Source organism: Sorangium sp. So ce302 (assembly GCF_051530145.1).
In the GTDB taxonomy this organism is placed as follows: domain Bacteria; phylum Myxococcota_A; class Polyangia; order Polyangiales; family Polyangiaceae; genus Sorangium; species Sorangium cellulosum_B.
Window position 1 is genome coordinate 4013100 of the sequence record NZ_CP150326.1, and the last position, 16516, is coordinate 4029615.

Sequence of the window (16516 nt, forward strand, 5' to 3'; positions counted from 1 at the left end):
GTTGGGCGGGCTCGCGTGGCAGCCGTCCGCGCTCGGCCACGCGATGAGCGCGCTCACGGCCGCGTGCGGGCTCGGGAGCGGCGCGGCGCCGTCGCCCGGCGCGCCGCCGGAGGGCGACCCCACCGCGTGGATCGAGGCGTACGCGGGGTGCATGGGCGTCGAGGCGGAGGCCGTCCAGTGCAGCTTCGCCGAGCTCGCGCGCGCGCTCCCGTCCCTCGGCCCCTCGATCGTCCGCGTCGAGCAGGGCTACCTCGCGGTGATGTCCGCGGGCCGGCGGGGGCTCTCGGTGCTGACGCCGGCGCTCAGGCCGATGCGGATCCCGCTGGAGACCGTGCGCCGGGCGCTCACCGCCCACCTCGAGGATCGCCCCGCGTCGCACGTCGACAAGTGGCTCGCCGCGGCGCGCGTCCCGCCGCGGCGCGCCGCGCGGGCGCGCGACGAGCTGCTCGCCCAGCTCGTCGCGGATCGCCCCATCGACGGCGTGTGGCTGCTGCGCCCCGACCCAGGGTCGAGCTTCCGGCGCCTGCTCTCGAGGCGCGGGGTGCTCCGCCGGGGCGCGATCTTCCTCGGGGCCGCCGCTTTGCAGATCGCGCTCGGCGTCTTCGCCTGGTGGCTGATCGGCGCGGGCGCGCTCGACGGCGACGTGCAGCCGGGGTGGCTGCTCGCGTGGGTGCTCCTGTCGCTCTCGGCGCTCTTCGTGCAGCTGTTTGCCTCGTTCACGGGGGGCATGCTCACGATCGACGTCGCCGCGCTCCTCAAGCAGCGCCTGCTGTGCGGCGCGCTCCGCCTGGATCCGGCGACGATCCGGGCGCGCGGCTCGGGCGAGCTGCTGGCGATGGTCTCCGAGTCCGAGGCGGTCGAGACGGCCGGGCTCGGCGGCGCGCTCGGGGCGATCGTCGCGCTCGTGCAGCTCGCGAGCGCCGCGGCGGTCCTCGCCGCCGGCGCCGGAGGCGGCCTCCACGTCGCGCTGCTCCTCGGGTGGACGCTCGCCGTGGCGCTGCTCGGGCGCCGCTTCGCCCGGGAGCGGGCGGCGTGGACGGGCGAGCGGTTCGCGATCACGAGCGGCTTCGTGGAGCACGTCGTCGGGCACCGGACGCGCGTCGCCCAGCAGGCCTCGCACCTCCACCACCTCGAGGAGGACGCGGCGCTCGAGCGCTACCACCGCGCCGCGCGCGGGATGGATCGCGTGGGGGATCTCCTTGCGTCGCTCCCGGCGCGCGGGTGGCTCGCGCTCGGGCTGCTCGGCCTGGTCCCGGCGGTCCTGGGCGGGGTGGGGGCGGGTCCGCTCGTCGTCGCGACCGGCGGCATCCTCCAGGCGCAGGCCGCGTTCGCGACGCTGGCGACGAGCCTCGGCGCGCTGCTCTCCGCCGCCGTCTCGTGGCGCTCGATCGCGCGGCTTTTCGTGGCGGCCGAGGGGCGCGAGCCCGCCGGGATCCCGCAGGCCGTGCTCGGGCGCCCCGCGGCGTCGGACGTCGTGATCGAGGCGCGGGGCGTGTCGTTCCGCTACGACGGGGAGCGCGGCGAGCCCGTCCTCCGCGGCTGCGACCTGGTCCTCTCGAAGGGCGACCGGCTGCTGCTGGAGGGGCGCTCCGGAGGTGGCAAGTCGACGCTCGCGGCCGTGCTCAGCGGCCTTCACGCGCCGTCGTCGGGGCTCGTGCTGCTGCGCGGCCTCGACCGGCGGACGCTGGGCGGGGCGGCGTGGCGCAGCCGCGTGGCGAGCGCGCCGCAGTTCCACGACAACCACGTTCTCTCCGGGACGCTCGCGTTCAACCTGCTGATGGGCCGCGCGTGGCCCGCGTCGCCCGAGGACCGGCGGGAGGCGGAGGTCGTGTGCCGCAAGCTGGGGCTCGGGCCGCTGCTGGACAGGATGCCCTCGGGGCTCGATCAGGTCGTGGGCGAGACGGGGTGGCAGCTCTCGCACGGCGAGCGGAGCCGGCTGTTCCTGGCGCGGGCGCTGCTCCAGCGCTCGGACGCCGTGATCCTCGACGAGAGCTTCGGCGCGCTGGATCCGCTCACCGCCCGCGAGTGCGTCGGCGCCGTGCTGGAGCGGGCGCCGGCGCTGATCGTCATCGCGCACCCGTGAGCGTAACGTGAGGGAGCGGAGGACGGCCTCGACCTAGGGGTGTTGTCGCCAGCGTGAGCGCTGGTCGGCAGGCACATCGCTAGTTCCGTGCGCACAGCCACGCTGCGCGCGCTGGTTGACATAGATAACCTTGCGCGATCCGCATCCCTCCAGGAAAAGTGACGCTTTATCGACAAGGTCTCCGAGCCCGTGGGTGGGATCTGCGATGAATCGGCGGGAGAGGGCGAGGCGAATCGGTGCTTCGACCAGCTCAGCACCAACCCGGTCAATGGCCGAGCCCGCCTGGGGTGATGCAAGGTCGGGGGGAACGACAGCGGCAAATGAGGACCGCTTCCCGGGCGCGCCTCCCCTTGTCATGGCGCTGGGGGGGACCGTCGTGTTACGATGCCATGGAATGAGCGCCTGCCTGCACCCCGTCGCGTCGCGTTCGTGGCCTTGCCGCGGCGCGCGTAGCGCGCTCATTCCCCTGCGATCCCGGCTCCTCTGCCGGAGGTCGCCCGCACGCTCGTAGGGGAGCGGCCTTCCGGCGTCTTTCGCTGGCCGCTCCCGGAAGGAAGCGGGCCTGGCGTCGAGGGCGCCTGAGCGGGCGACCTGGGCGAGCACTCACGCCGTCCAGCTCGCCGGCGCGGACCTTCGGCCGAGCCCGGATCGCACCGACGACACAAGGAGATCCCAGCTCATGGCACCTCACACGAACCCCATCGTCCTCACCGAATTTGACCGCGATCGCCTCGCGCGGCTGCTCGAGGCGCTGCGCGCGCGGCCCGGGGGAGACTCCCCGAACCTGGAGGCGCTCGAGATCGAGATCGAGCGCGCCGACGTCGTGAAACCGGCGGATATCCCGCCGAACGTGGTCACCATGAACTCCAGGGTCGAGCTCTTCGATCTCGACACAGAGGAGCGGCTCTGCGTGACCGTGGTGTTTCCCGGGATCGCCGACGTGAAGAGCGGCCGCATCTCGGTGCTTGCGCCGATGGGGCTCGCGCTGCTCGGCTGTCGAGAGGCCGACGAGGTGGAGTGGCCCACGCCGAGCCGCACCCGGCGGCTCCGGATCGAGCGCATCGTCTATCAGCCCGAGCAGCCCGAGGCGTCGGGTCGCTTCGATCTGTGAGCCTTCGGCCTGAACGGCCGGCCTCGCCAGCGCATCGTGCGTCTTGAACGCGAAAGGCCCGACGCTGCTCATCGCAGCGCGGGCCTCCGCGATCGTGTCGTCAGGTTCGAGGAGCCGGTCGCCGCGGGCTGCGGCATTCGGCGCCTCGACGGCCGCTCAGTTGCCGCTGCCGCAGCAGCCGGGCGGACAGGTGCAAACGGCCGGGCCGACGCCCGCCTGGAGCTCCGTGGGGACCTCCACCGTCAGGCGCGCAGGGCGCTCCTCGACGGTCTCCTGCTTCGACTCGACCTCGACCTCGACCTTGATCTGCTCGTTCATGGCGATTGCTCCGTGGATGGGTTGGTTATTTCATTCGGGGACTCGACGTCCCGCGAGGAGGGCTATTGCAGTCGCCGTGCCACGCCGTTTTTGCCGCCGTATCGGCCGCTTTGGCGCGGTATCGGCCGCGCTTGAGCAACCCCTTTCCCAATTGGGGAAATCCGTCTGGCATCACCCTTCCCGATCGGGTCAGCCCCGGTGCACGCGATGGCGTCCCCGAGCGGCGCTCACCCGCACAGGAGATGGGCCCAGATCGGCGTTTTCGGCGCGCAAGCGCACTCCGGTGCGCTGAGCACCGAAAACGTCGAGATGGGCCCGTATCCGAAGCGGGTGAGCGCCGCTCGGCACGAGGTTCGCAACGCACGGGCGGTGATGGACACGTCAATCATCCCCGAACTGCTCTCCTTCCGTGCGCCGTGGCTCGAAGAGAAGCTCGTCAAGGACCGGGTGGTCCCTTCCTGCGAGGAGGCGGCGCGGCTCCTCGACGAGGTAAAGAAATACCTCTTCCTCTGCGAGGCGAACCGGACCCGGCAAGTCCCCATGTTCTCCCGGAGGATCGACGAGGTCTGGCACCAGCTCGTCCTCTTCACCGAGGAGTACGCGGCCTTCGGACACCGCTTCTTCGGCGAGTTCGTCCACCACACCGCCAACACGGCTCCTCGCGGCGGCCCCGGATCGCGCCCCGAGATGACCCGCGCCGAGTTTCGCGCCGAGTACGAGGCGCTCTTCGGGCCCGTCTCCGCGGCGTGGAGCGACGAGCTCGCCGTGACGCCCGACACCCGGCTCATCCGCGTCACGTTCGGCCGCCCCATCTTCGTGCGGGTCGAGCAGGGGAGGGCAGAGCTCGTGTGGTCGCTGGAGCCGCCGCGCGTCCTCCTGCGCATCGACGCGTGGGCGAAGGACGCGCTGCAGTTCATCGTCGACTGCGATCACTTCTATGTTCGCGAGCTCCCCGGCCTCGAGGACGGCGAGCGCGTGGCGCTCTGCCGTCCGCTCGTGAAGGGCGACTTCCTCCGGGTCGCGCCATGAGGCTCGCCGAGCTCACCGCCCTCTTCGGGCGGCTCGATTTTCCGGGCCCCGAGGGCCGCGGCCGTCCGCCGCGCGATCACGTCCGCGCGGTCGAGGGCGCGGTCCGCGCCGGGCTCTCGGACGATGAGCTCCTGCTCGACCTCTTCGCGCTCGAGATCGAGCGTCGCGACGGCGCGCCGGATCTCGCGCCGTTTCACGTCCTCCCCGAGCTCGGCGTGCGCCTCGCGTTCGCGTACTGGCGGCCCGGGCGCGCGGCCGGCGCTCACGAGCACTCGGACTGGACGGTCACGGCGGTGGTCCACAACACGCTCGATGTCGCGACCTTCGACTGGGACGCGACGGCCCGCGCGCGGCGGCTCGTGCCGAAGCGGCTGTTCTCCGCGGAGGCCGGGCGGGTCGGTCACATCTACGGGCCGTGCATCCACGACCCGCGGAACCCGACGGGGAGCTGGTCCATCTCGCTGCACCTGTTCGGCCCTCACGACGGTCCGGTCATCGAGGCGCAGGTGGGCCCCATCGAGGGCCTGACCCCCATGGCGCCCCGGGCCGAGCCGGACGACGCGCTCTCGGCGGCGCTCCTCGCGCACGAGCGGGAGTGCGTTCGCCGGGCGCAGATCGACGCCCTCGAGCGCCGGGGCCCCCAGGGCGCCGCGCTCCTCGCGCGCCTTCACGCCCGCGGTGACGCGGGGACCCGGCGGCGCGCCGCCCGGGCGCTCGGCCGGACCGAGGCCCTCGGCGCGCACACCGTCCTCGCGCGCCGCTGGCCCGGCGTGGATCTCGACGTGGCGCCCCGCGCGGGCCGCGCCGAGCTCGTCGCGCGGTGCGGCGGGCGTGCCCAGATCCTTCTCCGCGTCGACTCGTGGGCCGGGCCCGCGCTCCGCGCGGCGTCGACCGCCCGGGAGCTCCGCCCCAGCGACATCCCCGGCCTCGCGGAGGCAGAGCAGCTCGCGCTCGCCCGCGCCCTCGTCGACTGGGGGACCTTTCAGCCCTTCGAAGCCCAGGAGAACTGACCCATGCAATCCACGCAGCTCAGGCAGCCCACGCAGCCCACGCAGCCCACGCAAACAGACGCCGTGACACCGGGCGCGCCCAGGCGGCCTGATCTCTTTGCCTACCGGGCGCCGTTCGTCATCAGCAAGCTGCTCATGAACAAGACCGTGGCCACCGAGCGCGAGGCAGAGGCGCTGTTCCGGGAGCTCGTGCGCTATCTCTGGCTCGTCGACTCCGACCGCTCCCGCGCTTACCCGATGTTCTCGCTGCGCGTCGACGAGGCCTGGCACCAGTTCGTCCTCTTCACGATCGAATATGCCGACTTCTGCCAGCGCTTCTTCGGGCGCTTCCTGCACCACGCGCCGGGCAATGCGCCCGTCACGCACGCCTGCCGCGAGGCGACGTGGGACGAGTTCGCGGCCGCGTACAGCGCCCTGTACGGCGAGCCGCCGCCCGAGCCGTGGAGCGACGCTTCGTCCGTCTGCGGCCCGCGCCGCGTGGTCCGCGACCGCGAGGTGTCGGTCCGGCTGAGCGACGGCAAGGCGGAGCTCGTCGACGGCGACGCGGTGCTCGTCCGCGTCGACGCCTGGGGCGAGCCCGCGCTGCGCTTCATCGCCCGGCACGGCATCTTCTACGTGCGCGAGCTGCCCGGGCTCGACCTGGACGACCGGATCGCCCTCTGCCGGGCGCTCGTGGCGTCGCGGACGCTCCGCGTCGCTCCGTAGTCCGCGTCGCTGGAATGGGCGGTCGTCGTGGGCCCTCGCGGGGCCCACCGCGCCACGCGGCCCATGGCGCGGTTTGCGATGGCGTCGCTAGCGCACGCCGACGCCCAGGAGGGCGGTCATCGAGAGCTGCTGAGGACCGTCGCCGAACCGCGCCTGCAGCCTGCCGAGGATCGCCTTGCCGAGCGCTTCCCAGCGCTCGTCGCCCAGCTTGTCGCGCAGGAGCACCAGCGGCGCGTTGCTCCTGCTCACCGAGCGCCAGAACTCCTCGGTCGAGGGCGACTCGCGGGAGTGCTCCGCCTCGTGCACCGAGACGTCCCGGAACCCGGCGGCCTCCATCTCGGCGCGGAACTCGCCTGGGTCTCCGAGCGGCGCTTTGCCCTCGCCGAAGGGCAGCCCGGGGAGCTCGGCGCCGATCGCCGAGAAGAGCTCGCCCAGGAGGGGCGTCCTGTCCATCGGCACCCAGCTCGCGACGACCGCGCGGCCGCCGGGGCGCAGCACCCGGAGGAGCTCGCGGAAGCCGCGGTCGCGGTCGGGGAAAAAGATCAGCCCGAACATCGAGAAGGCCGCGTCGAACGAGCCCTCCTCGAAGGGCAGCGCCATGCCGTCGCCGACGCGGGCGTCCACCGCGAGCCCCGCGGCCGCGGCGCGCTCGCGCAGCCGCTCGACCATCGCGGGTGCGAAATCGACCGCGGTCACGCGCGCTTCCCCGGCGGCGAGGAGGGACAGGGTGCCCGGCCCGGCGGCGACGTCGAGCACGCGGGCGCCCGGGCCGACCCTGGCGAGCCGGAGCGCGTCGGCGGCGTATTTCTCGAAGTGAGGGACGATGTCGGATGCGTAGTCGTCGGCGACCAGGTTCCACGCGACGGGGGTGGCGAGGGGGCTCGGGGGCTGGGTCATCGGCAGAGGTGCTATCACGGACGCGCCGAGCGGATCCAGCCGCGGGCGTCCTGGCGCGGAGCTCCCGTGGTCGGGGCGTTCATCGCGCTGTGCCCTCGTGCGCCCGCCGCCCCTCGATCACCTGCCCCGCAAGGAGAGCGGCGTTGAGCAGCATCAGATTCTCCGCCAGCTGCACGTGCCGCTGCTCTGGCAGGATGGATATCGACACCGCCGCCGTGAACAGCAGCGCGCTCCCCGCGAGGGCGAGCTGAACACCGCGGCGATGCCGTCGCGACAGCTGGAACACGAGCGCCCCGAGCGCGGCCGCCGCGAGGATCGGCTTGAGCAGGGCGAGCGGCCAGCGGTAGGGGAGGGTGAATGAGCGCGTCTCGTGCCAGGTCGACACGTCGATGCCGTAGATCTGCTTCACCGCCTGGTGCGCGGTGGACGCCGGGGTCAGCTTGACGTGCCGGTCCAGTGTGCCCACCGACAGGGTTGCCTCCTGGAGGTGGTGGAGAAGGACCCGTCCAGCGTCGGCAGGCCTGTCGAGCGCCGCGCTGAGCGCGACGCGGCTCGCCCAGCGATCGAGCGCCGGCGGCGGGAGGTGGAGCTCGCGGGCGGCGATGGCCAGGGGGGATTCATCGTCCCACATCACGAAATCGAAGCCGCGCAGGTTGCCGTCGCCGTGCTCCCGGAGGAAAGCGACGGAGCGCTCGTCCGGGGCGGCGTGCTCGGGTCGGATGAGGGGAGCGAGCATGCAATAGCGGTTGATTCCGGCCCAGCTCTCCATCGCGCATGCGCCGCGATGACTCCGGTAATGGCCCATGTAAGCCACCACGATCAGGCTGGCCGCCACGACCAAGGCGCAGGGGGCGAGCAGGCGGCGCGCGCGCCCGCCGGCGCCGGAGGCCGGGCCGCGGAGGGCGGCGGCGAGGGTCAGTGCGGCGAGCAGCCCACAGACCGCGAGGCCCACCACCCGGACCGAGGCGCTCGCGCCGGCCGCGAGGCCCGCCGCGCCGAGCAGCCACGGGGAGCCGCGGTGTGCTCCTTCGGCCGCGGCGTAGCCGGCGAGGGCGACGAGGAACAGGAACAGCGCCTCCGAGAGCACATGGGTCTCGAGCAGCAGGTTCGTGGGCCAGAACAGGCACAGCCCGAGCGCCGCGAGCGGCGCCCAGCCCGGGCGCGGCGCGAGCCGCCGGGCGATCCCGTAGAACAGCAGCGCCGTGATCAGGCCGAGGGCGAGCTGCGTCACCTGGATGAGCCGGAGATCCGGAGAGATCGCCCGGAGCCCACGCAGGAACCAGGAGTAGCCCTGCTGCCGGTCCAACGCCGGAGCCGCGCCCGGCAGGGAGCAGAAGAGATAGGTCCCGGTGTCGAACCAGACCCTCGGCTCCGGCTGCGCCGCGAACAGGGCGGCCCGCAAGGCGGCGCCCAGCCCGACCAGCGCCGCGGCGGCGCGCCGCTCCGGCGTGAGCCAGCCTGGCCAGCGCGCCGCTGTCACGACGCGTGCGCCGTGATCCGCGCCGGTTCCTCCGAGCGCGGCGTGAGCCGCGGGTCAGGGGTCTCGCAGGGCTTCGGGCAGCGGTGGGTGATGACGAGGCGCACGGAGGAGAGAAGGAGACCGAAAAGCGTTCGGGCGTGTCAAGCACCAGCCGCGCGCCCGGTGAAGGATCGACAGCGAATGCTTCATGCAGTCTGGGGTCGTCCCCTCGTAGGTCCTGTCGCGAACCTGGGGGCGCTCACGCCCCCGGGGCGAGGCGACGGCCACCGCGTGTTCGCGCCAAGGCCATGCCGTGATGCGGTGATGCGGTGATCACCGCGCCACCGCGCTCTCGCGTCGATTCGCCATGCGCATCTGCGCCAGCGCCTTCGGCGCGCCTTTCGCGCCGGCGGGGCTCGCCGCCGCCTCCGACGAGCTCGGATCAGCATCCGAGTCCGCGCTCTGCTCCTCATCCGCCTTGTCGGTGTCGGCCTCGGTCGCGTCGTGGCGCGGCAGCACGGTCCTCGCGGTCGATACGAGCAGCACGCTGGTCAGCGCGACGACGCTCGCAGAACCGGCGACGAGCACCGCGATATGCATCATTGTGCGCTGGAGGAGGCTCCCTTCATTCAACTTCCGGAGGATCTTCAGCATGGTGCTACCTGCCTCGTTCGCGAGCGCCCGCTCGCTGCCAGCGTCTGTGGGACATCTCCTGCGAATGCGAGCGTCGTGCCAGCAGCCATCCGCTGGAACCAGCGCATGGATCGAGGGGCTTCTTGCGCCGCTCTGCCAAAGCTGACACGTCCGCCACCTGTACAATGGCTCATCCTGCCAAAATGACAATCCGTTCTTTGAGCGTTTGGTCACCGCATGGACCGCGTTGCGCGCCGCGTGTGGACCGCGCGGACCGCGCGCGCCGGCGACCGTGGCGCAGGGAAGACATGCGTGTCTGACGCGCCTGCCGAGCCTTCCACGCTTTCGGGTCGCATCCTGTCCTGTCGATCTGACCAACCTGGACGAGGACTCCGTCGCTTCGTCCACCACACCCGCCACACCACCACACGTGCGGGCTCTTCCGGCGGGGCGCGTCGTCGTCGCGCCGTCGTCGCCGATCGCTGCCCCCTGCTGCGGGCGGCGGGGTAGAGATCGGGCCCATGTTGCTCACCCGCGCCGAAGCCACCGGATTCCGGGAGACCTCCCTGCACGCCGACGTCATGCGGTTCGTCCGCGCGCTCGAAGGCCGCAACGACCCGCGCCTGCACGTGAACACCTTCGGGACCAGCCCGGGCGGGCGGGAGCTGCCGCTGCTCGTGCTGTCCAAGGACGGCGTGCGATCCCCGGACGAGGCCCGCCGCGCCGGGCGCCCCGTGGTGCTGATGCTCGACGGGATCCACCCCGGCGAGGTGGAGGGCAAGGAGGCCAGCCTCGCCCTCGTCCGCGATCTGCTCGACGGCCGCCACCCCGACTGGCTCGACGCGCTCGTGCTCCTCGTCGTTCCGCTGTTCAACGCGGATGGCAACGACGCGCTCGACCCGCGGAACCGCCGCCTCGACCTGAAGAAGCTCACCGGCCAGCCAGGTCCCGTCGTGGGCACCCGCACCCAGAGCCAGGGCATCAACCTGAACCGCGACTACCTCCGCCAGGCCGCGCCCGAGATGCGCCTGCTCCAGCAGCGCGTGTGCATCCCCTGGGCGCCCGATCTCACGATCGACAACCACGCGACCAACGGGTCGGTGCACCGGTTCCACATGACGGTCGACGTGCCGCACACCATCGAGTCCGGCCGGCCCGAGCCGATCGCGATGGTGCGCGACCGCCTGGTCCCCGACGTGATCTCCGCGGTCCGGCGGCGCGGCTTCGAGAGCGGCTGGTACGGCAACTTCGTCGAGGACGAGCGGGTGCTCGACGCGGACGGCGAGGTCGACCCGGCGTCGCCCGTCGGCCTCGGCTGGATGACCTACCCGCATCACCCGCGGTTCGGCTCGAACTACCGCGGGCTCACGGGGCGGCTCGACCTGCTGCTCGAGTGTTATAGCTATCTCCCGTTCGAGGAGCGCGTCCAGACCGCCTCGGCGTGGCAGATCGAGGCCCTCTCCTGGGTCGCCGCCCACGCCGACGCGGTCCGCGAGGTCGTGGCCGCGAGCGCCCGGCCGCCGGAGCGCGTCGCGGTCCGGTACCGCCTCGAGCCGACCGGGACCCCTATCGACATCCTGACGCGCAGCCCGCGGGCGTTCGATGGCGAGCCGGTCACCCTGCGGATCGCGCACCACGCGCGGTTCGTCGGGACCACGGTGGTGGATCGGCCGCGGGCCTACCTCGTGCCGCCGGCGATCGCCGAGGCCCTGCGCCGGCACGGGCTCCGCGTCGAGCCGGCCGGGGGCGTCCACGACGTCGAGGTCGCCCGGGTGGCGTCGCTCGGCGCCGAGGGGGGACGGGCGATCCTGGAGGCGGCCCGGGTCGGCGAGGTGTCGGTGCGGTGGCGCGAGGAGGCCCGGCGGGCCCCCGAGGGCTGGTTCCGGGTCGACACCGAGCAGCCGCTCGGCGCGATCGCCGTGTACCTGTGTGAACCGGAGAGCGACGACGGGGCGGTCGAGAACGGCCTGGTGGAGGCGCCCGCCATCGGGGACGAGCACCCGGCGTGGCGGGTCCGGTGAGCCCGGAGGGGTCGGGCGGTCACGGCTTCCTGGTCGCCATCGCGAACGCGATCCCGTGCGAGAGGTCGCGGCGCGTGACGATGCTGCTGAGCTCCACCTCCAGGCCGATCAGCGCCTGAGCGACCTCGGGCCGGATGCCCGTCAACACCACCTCGACGCCGAGCAGCCGCACCGCCTGGGCGATCCGCGCGAGCGCGCTCGCTGCCCGCGTATCGAAGGCGGAGACGCCCGTGAGGTCGACGATGCAAATCTGCGCTCCCTTGTCGGCTATCTTGTTGAGGAGCGCCTCCGTCAGCTGCTGCGAGCGGCGCTCGTCCAGCGTGCCGATGAGCGGCAGGACCAGCACCTCGTCGCAGATCGGGATGATCGGCGTCGAGAGCTCGCGAAGGGCGGCAGACTGCACGCGCAGCCGATCCTGGAGCTCCTTCTGCTTGGTGATGACCTCGGTGAACATCATGATCCCGCCGATCTCGCCGCGCTCGTCGTGCCACGGGAAGACCTGCCAGCGCACCCACTCGATGCGCCCGTCGGCCCGCTGGAACGGGTCTTCCTCGTGGCGCTCGCTCGCCCCTGCGAGACAGCGCGCATGGATGTCCTTCCATCGCTGCGGGATCTCGGGGAAGACCTCGTAGTGCGAGAGACCGATGATCTCGCGCGGCGAGAGGCCATAGTCATCGAGCCAGCGCCTGCTCGTCAGCAGGTAACGCATGTCGCGGTCGAACAGCGCGACCGCCGCCGGCATGTAGCTCGTCAGGAGTCGCACGTAGTCTTCGAGCCGTTCCACCCCCGCGTCGCGACGGCTCCTGTCCTTCTCGAGCTCGCTCACGCGCAGGCGCAGCCGCTCGAGTTCCGCGACGAGCTCGTCGTGCCCCCGTCCCTGCATGTCGTACGCTCCCCCCCTGTGTTGCCCCGGGCGCGCTCGCGCCATCGCGAGTCTATCGCGCCCTCGCGCGTCATCGCGAGTCTATAACGACGCCGGCCCACGCCCGCAGCCCGTCACGCGGCTCTTGCCGCAGCCCCGCTTCGCGGCGCAAGCTGCCCGCATGGCGCCCCCCTCGACACCGCCGGCCCCTGCAGCCCCGACCGGCCTTTCGATCCAACGAGAGCCCATGAAGGACCAGATTCCCGGGTTTCTGTTCATCGACCACATCGCCATGGCGGTGCCCGCCGGGCAGCTCGACGCGCAGGTGAAGGCGTACGAGATGCTCGGCTTCCGCGAGGTGCACCGGGAGGAGGTGCGGGGCACGGATCAGGTCCGCGAGGTGATGCTCCGCATCGGCGACAGCGACAACCACGTCCAGCTCCTCGAGCCGCTCTCTCCCGAGTCTCCCGTCCAGAAGCTCATCGAGAAGAACGGCGGTCGCGGGGGCTTCGCCCACGTCGCCTACCGGGTCAGCGACGTCCAGGCCGCCTTCGACGAGCTCAAGGCGCGCGGCTTCCGCATCATCGACGCGGCACCGCGGCCGGGCTCCCGGGGCACGACGATCTTCTTCGTGCACCCCCGATCGCGCGATGACGCGCCGTTCGGTCACCTCATCGAGGTCGTGCAGGCCCATGGATGACAGGCTCTTCGCCGATTTCGCGCCGGTCGCGCTCGCGACGTGGAAGCAGGCGCTCCACCGGGATCTCAAGGGCAAGACCGAGGACGACCTCTCCTGGGCGAGCGCCGAGGGGCTCCTCGTGCCGCCGATCTTCGCGCCGGACAGCCCCCCGCTCCCGCCGGCCGCGGGCGGCCCGCTCGTGGCGTCGCTGGTCGCCGAGCTCCGGAGCGGCGCGCCGGAGCTGCGCTTCACGATGGGATGCAGCTATTTCCTGGAGATCGCCCGCCTCCGCGCCGCGCGCCTCGTGGCCGAGCGCCTGCGGCCCGGCGCCACGATCACCGCCGTCATCCCGTCGGCCGTGGTCCCCGGCGACGAGGAGCACAAGAACCTCCTCCGCGGCATCGTCGGGATGATGGCGGCCATCGCGGGCGGCGCGGACGACATCGTCGTCACGCCGCCCGAGCGCCTGCTCGGCAACGCCCGGGTCATCCTCCGCGAGGAGGCCCGCTTCGACGCGCGAGACAGCCCTGCGGCCGGCTCCTGGTACATCGAGCAGCTCGCGCGGAGCCTCGCGCGCGCGGCGATGCGGCAGCTCGGCGACACAACGGAGATCCCGGAGCCGGGCGCGGCCCCGGCGGACGTCGCGTCGCTCGAGCACCTCGGCTTCTCCGCCGGCGCGCCGCCGTTCCTGCGCGGGCCGTATACCAGCATGTACGTGGTCCGCCCGTGGACCGTCCGCCAGTACGCCGGGTACTCCACGGCCGAGGAGTCGAACGCGTTCTACCGCCGCAACCTGGCCGCAGGGCAGACCGGGCTCTCGGTGGCCTTCGACCTCGCGACCCACCGCGGCTACGACTCGGACCACCCGCGCGTGGTCGGCGACGTGGGGAAGGCCGGCGTGGCCATCGACACCGTCGAGGACATGAAGATCCTCTTCGACCAGATACCGCTCGATACGATGAGCGTGTCGATGACCATGAACGGCGCCGTGCTCCCCATCATGGCGTTCTACATCGTCGCCGCCGAGGAGCAGGGCGTGCGCCCCGAGCTGCTCTCCGGGACCATCCAGAACGACATCCTCAAGGAGTTCATGGTCCGGAACACCTATATCTACCCTCCGGCGCCGTCGATGAGGATCGTCGCCGACATCTTCCGTTACACCGCCGAGAAGACACCCAGGTTCAACTCGATCAGCATCAGCGGCTATCACATGCAGGAGGCCGGCGCGACCGCCGAGCTGGAGCTCGCGTACACGCTCGCCGACGGCCTCGAGTACCTGCGCACCGGGATCGCGTCGGGCATGGATATCGACGATTTCGCCGGGCGGTTCTCGTTCTTCTTCGGCATCGGCATGGACCATTTCACCGAGATCGCCAAGCTGCGGGCCGCGCGGCTCCTGTGGGCGAAGATCGTGAGAGGGTTCCACCCGAAGAACCCGAAGACGATGGCGCTGCGGACCCACTGCCAGACGTCGGGCTGGAGCCTCACCGAGCAGGACCCGTTCAACAACGTCACGCGCACGGCCATCGAGGCGCTCGCGGCCGTGCTCGGCGGCACGCAGTCGCTGCACACGAACGCCCTGGACGAGGCGCTGGCGCTCCCCTCGGACTTCTCGGCGAAGATCGCGCGCGACACCCAGCTCTTCTTGCAGCGGGAGACCGATATCTGTCGGGTCATCGACCCGTGGGGCGGCTCCTACCACGTCGAGCGCCTGACGGACCGGCTCGCGCGGAGAGCGTGGCAGTTCATCCAGGAGGTGGAGTCCCTGGGCGGCATGGTCAAGGCCATCGAGAACGGCCTGCCCAAGCTGCGCATCGAGGAGGCCGCGGCCCGGAAGCAGGCCCGGATCGACGCCGGCCGTGACATCATCGTCGGGGTCAACGCGTACAGGCTGGAGAGAGAGGCGCCGATCGCGCTCCGCGAGGTGGACAACACCGCGGTTCGCGAGAACCAGCTCGCGCGGCTGCGCGAGGTGAAGGCCGCCCGCGCGGAGGCTGCTGTTCGCGAGTCGCTCGCCGCGCTCACCCGCGCTGCCGAGACGGGCGAGGGGAACCTGCTTTCGCTCGCGGTCGACGCCGCGCGCCGCCGCGCGACGCTCGGCGAGATCTCCGACGCGCTCGAGCGCGTCTTCGGCCGCTACGAGGCCCCGGTGCGCACGGTGAGCGGCGTGTACGGCGCGGAGATCCGCGACGCGGGCGCTGGCCGAGAGGTCGAGGCGCTCGTCCGCGAGTTCGCGGCCCTCGAGGGCCGGCGCCCGCGCATCCTGGTCGCCAAGATGGGTCAAGACGGGCACGACCGGGGGATGAAGGTCATCGCCACCGCCTTTGCGGATCTCGGGTTCGACGTCGATATCGGCCCGCTCTTCCAGACCCCGGACGAGGTGGCCCGCCACGCCGTCGAGAACGACGTGCACGTGGTCGGGGTCTCCTCGCTCGCCGGCGGCCACAAGACGCTGGTGCCGCAGCTCATCGACGCGCTCGGGCAGGCCGGCCGCGGGGACATCCTCGTCGTGGCGGGCGGCGTGATCCCGCCGCAGGACTACCGGTATCTGGAGGAGCGCGGCGTCGCGGGGATCTTCGGGCCCGGGACGGTCATTCCCGAGGCCGCGGCGCGGATCGTCCGGACGCTCCTCGGGAGCCTCTCGTCGCAGGAGGCGCGCTAGGTTGAAGTCGAGCCCGAGGCAGCTCGTCGACGGTCTGCTCGCGGGCGACCGGGCGGCGCTCGCGCGCGCGATCACGCTGGCCGAGAGCTCGCTCCCCCGCCACCAGGAGCTCGCCGAGGAGGTCCTGGAGCGCTGCCTGCCTCACGCCGGCGGCGCCACGCGCCTCGGCATCACCGGCGTGCCCGGGGTCGGCAAGAGCACGTTCGTCGACGCCCTCGGCGTTCACCTCGTGCGCGATCGCGAGGAGACGGTGGCCGTGCTCGCGGTCGACCCGAGCAGCCCTGTCCATGGCGGGAGCATCCTCGGCGACAAGACGCGGATGCCACGGCTGGCGAGCGACCCGCGGGCCTTCATCCGCCCCTCGCCGTCGGGCGGCTCGCTCGGCGGCGTGGCGCGGGCCACGCGCCAGGCCATCCTGCTCTGCGAGGCGGCCGGATACCGCAACATCCTTGTCGAGACGGTCGGTGTCGGGCAATCCGAGGTCGCCGTCGCCGACATGACGGATTGCTTCCTGCTCCTCATGCTGCCTGGGGCCGGCGACGAGCTGCAAGGCGTGAAGCGGGGCATCATGGAGCTTGCCGATCTCGTGATCATCAACAAGGCCGACGGCGGGAACGTCGACAGGGCCGCGCGAGCGCGCCGCGACTATGAGAGCGCTTTGCACCTGTTCCCGCCGGCGCCTCACGGCTGGGCGCCCGTCGCCTCCGTCTGCTCGGCCCAGGAGGGCCGCGGCGTCCGCGAAGCGTGGGAGATCGTGCTGCGCCACCGCGCGCACATGCAGGCCGGCGGCTGGCTCCTGCGCCGCCGCGCGGGGCAGGCGCGCCGCTGGCTGTTCGAGCTCATCGAGGGGCACCTGCGGGAGGCGTTCCTGCGCAGCGCTGGCGTGCGGGAGCGCCTGTCTGGCGTGGAGGCCCTCGTCGAGGCGGGATCGCTCAGCCCGCTGCGCGCGGCGCGGCAGCTGCTGGAGGCCTGGGATCCGGCCGGGAAGGGGTGACGGCGGGCCGGGTTGCAGCCCCGGGGCGTGCGGCGTCCGCCCGCTGGGCCGTC

The 16516-nt window shown here is 72.3% G+C and carries 14 protein-coding genes; 9 read left to right on the forward strand and 5 right to left on the reverse strand.

The window, feature by feature from the left end; all coding sequences use genetic code 11:
- Positions 1-43 precede the first annotated feature (43 nt).
- Both WME73_RS15360 and rnk read left to right on the forward strand, forming a co-directional pair.
- Positions 44-2083: an ATP-binding cassette domain-containing protein gene (locus WME73_RS15360; RefSeq protein WP_437916166.1), complete on the forward strand. Its 2040-nt coding sequence runs from the start codon at positions 44-46 to the stop codon at positions 2081-2083.
- Positions 2084-2762: 679 nt separating this feature from the next.
- Positions 2763-3194: a nucleoside diphosphate kinase regulator gene (gene rnk, locus WME73_RS15365; RefSeq protein ID WP_437916167.1), complete on the forward strand. Its 432-nt coding sequence runs from the start codon at positions 2763-2765 to the stop codon at positions 3192-3194.
- Between the two features lie 156 nt (positions 3195-3350).
- On the opposite strand, the gene WME73_RS15370 is transcribed toward rnk, so the two are convergent.
- On the reverse strand, positions 3351-3512 hold the full coding sequence (locus tag WME73_RS15370) for a hypothetical protein (RefSeq protein ID WP_437746193.1): 162 nt from the start codon (positions 3510-3512) through the stop codon (positions 3351-3353).
- Positions 3513-3884: 372 nt separating this feature from the next.
- On the opposite strand from WME73_RS15370, the gene WME73_RS15375 reads away from it, so the two are divergent.
- Genes WME73_RS15375 through WME73_RS15385 form a run of 3 tightly spaced genes read left to right on the forward strand, consistent with a single transcriptional unit; the run spans position 3885 to position 6256 of the window.
- On the forward strand, positions 3885-4541 hold the full coding sequence (locus tag WME73_RS15375) for a hypothetical protein (protein ID WP_437871927.1): 657 nt from the start codon (positions 3885-3887) through the stop codon (positions 4539-4541).
- Entirely contained in the window at positions 4538-5551 is a 1014-nt protein-coding gene (locus WME73_RS15380) for a hypothetical protein (protein WP_437916168.1), read from the forward strand. The genes WME73_RS15375 and WME73_RS15380 overlap by 4 nt, the downstream gene beginning before the upstream one ends.
- 3 nt (positions 5552-5554) lie before the next feature.
- A complete protein-coding gene (locus WME73_RS15385; RefSeq protein ID WP_437916169.1) occupies positions 5555-6256 on the forward strand; it encodes a glycine-rich domain-containing protein in 702 nt (233 codons plus the stop codon).
- A gap of 87 nt (positions 6257-6343) precedes the next feature.
- On the opposite strand, the gene WME73_RS15390 is transcribed toward WME73_RS15385, so the two are convergent.
- The 3 genes from WME73_RS15390 to WME73_RS15400 form a co-directional block, all read right to left on the reverse strand.
- On the reverse strand, positions 6344-7153 hold the full coding sequence (locus tag WME73_RS15390) for a class I SAM-dependent methyltransferase (RefSeq protein ID WP_437916170.1): 810 nt from the start codon (positions 7151-7153) through the stop codon (positions 6344-6346).
- A 79-nt stretch (positions 7154-7232) separates the two neighbouring features.
- Positions 7233-8633: a hypothetical protein gene (locus WME73_RS15395; RefSeq protein WP_437916171.1), complete on the reverse strand. Its 1401-nt coding sequence runs from the start codon at positions 8631-8633 to the stop codon at positions 7233-7235.
- Between the two features lie 312 nt (positions 8634-8945).
- Entirely contained in the window at positions 8946-9266 is a 321-nt protein-coding gene (locus WME73_RS15400) for a hypothetical protein (RefSeq protein ID WP_437916173.1), read from the reverse strand.
- A gap of 500 nt (positions 9267-9766) precedes the next feature.
- Here WME73_RS15400 and WME73_RS15405 point away from each other — a divergent pair, with 500 nt between their 5' ends.
- Positions 9767-11266 carry a M14 family metallopeptidase gene (locus WME73_RS15405; protein WP_437916174.1) on the forward strand — a complete coding sequence of 500 codons (1500 nt, stop codon included), beginning with the start codon at positions 9767-9769 and terminating at the stop codon, positions 11264-11266.
- A 19-nt stretch (positions 11267-11285) separates the two neighbouring features.
- Here the strand turns inward: WME73_RS15405 and WME73_RS15410 are convergent, their stop codons facing one another.
- Positions 11286-12149 carry a PAS domain-containing protein gene (locus tag WME73_RS15410; protein ID WP_437916175.1) on the reverse strand — a complete coding sequence of 288 codons (864 nt, stop codon included), beginning with the start codon at positions 12147-12149 and terminating at the stop codon, positions 11286-11288.
- Between the two features lie 226 nt (positions 12150-12375).
- Here WME73_RS15410 and WME73_RS15415 point away from each other — a divergent pair, with 226 nt between their 5' ends.
- The 3 genes from WME73_RS15415 to meaB are packed head-to-tail and all read left to right on the forward strand — an operon-like array spanning position 12376 to position 16463.
- Positions 12376-12828, forward strand: coding sequence for a VOC family protein (locus WME73_RS15415; protein WP_437746202.1), 453 nt, complete (start codon positions 12376-12378; stop codon positions 12826-12828).
- A complete protein-coding gene (scpA, locus tag WME73_RS15420; RefSeq protein ID WP_437916177.1) occupies positions 12821-15469 on the forward strand; it encodes a methylmalonyl-CoA mutase in 2649 nt (882 codons plus the stop codon). The genes WME73_RS15415 and scpA overlap by 8 nt, the downstream gene beginning before the upstream one ends.
- A gap of 1 nt (position 15470) precedes the next feature.
- Positions 15471-16463, forward strand: coding sequence for a methylmalonyl Co-A mutase-associated GTPase MeaB (meaB, locus tag WME73_RS15425; protein WP_437871940.1), 993 nt, complete (start codon positions 15471-15473; stop codon positions 16461-16463).
- Positions 16464-16516 lie beyond the last annotated feature (53 nt).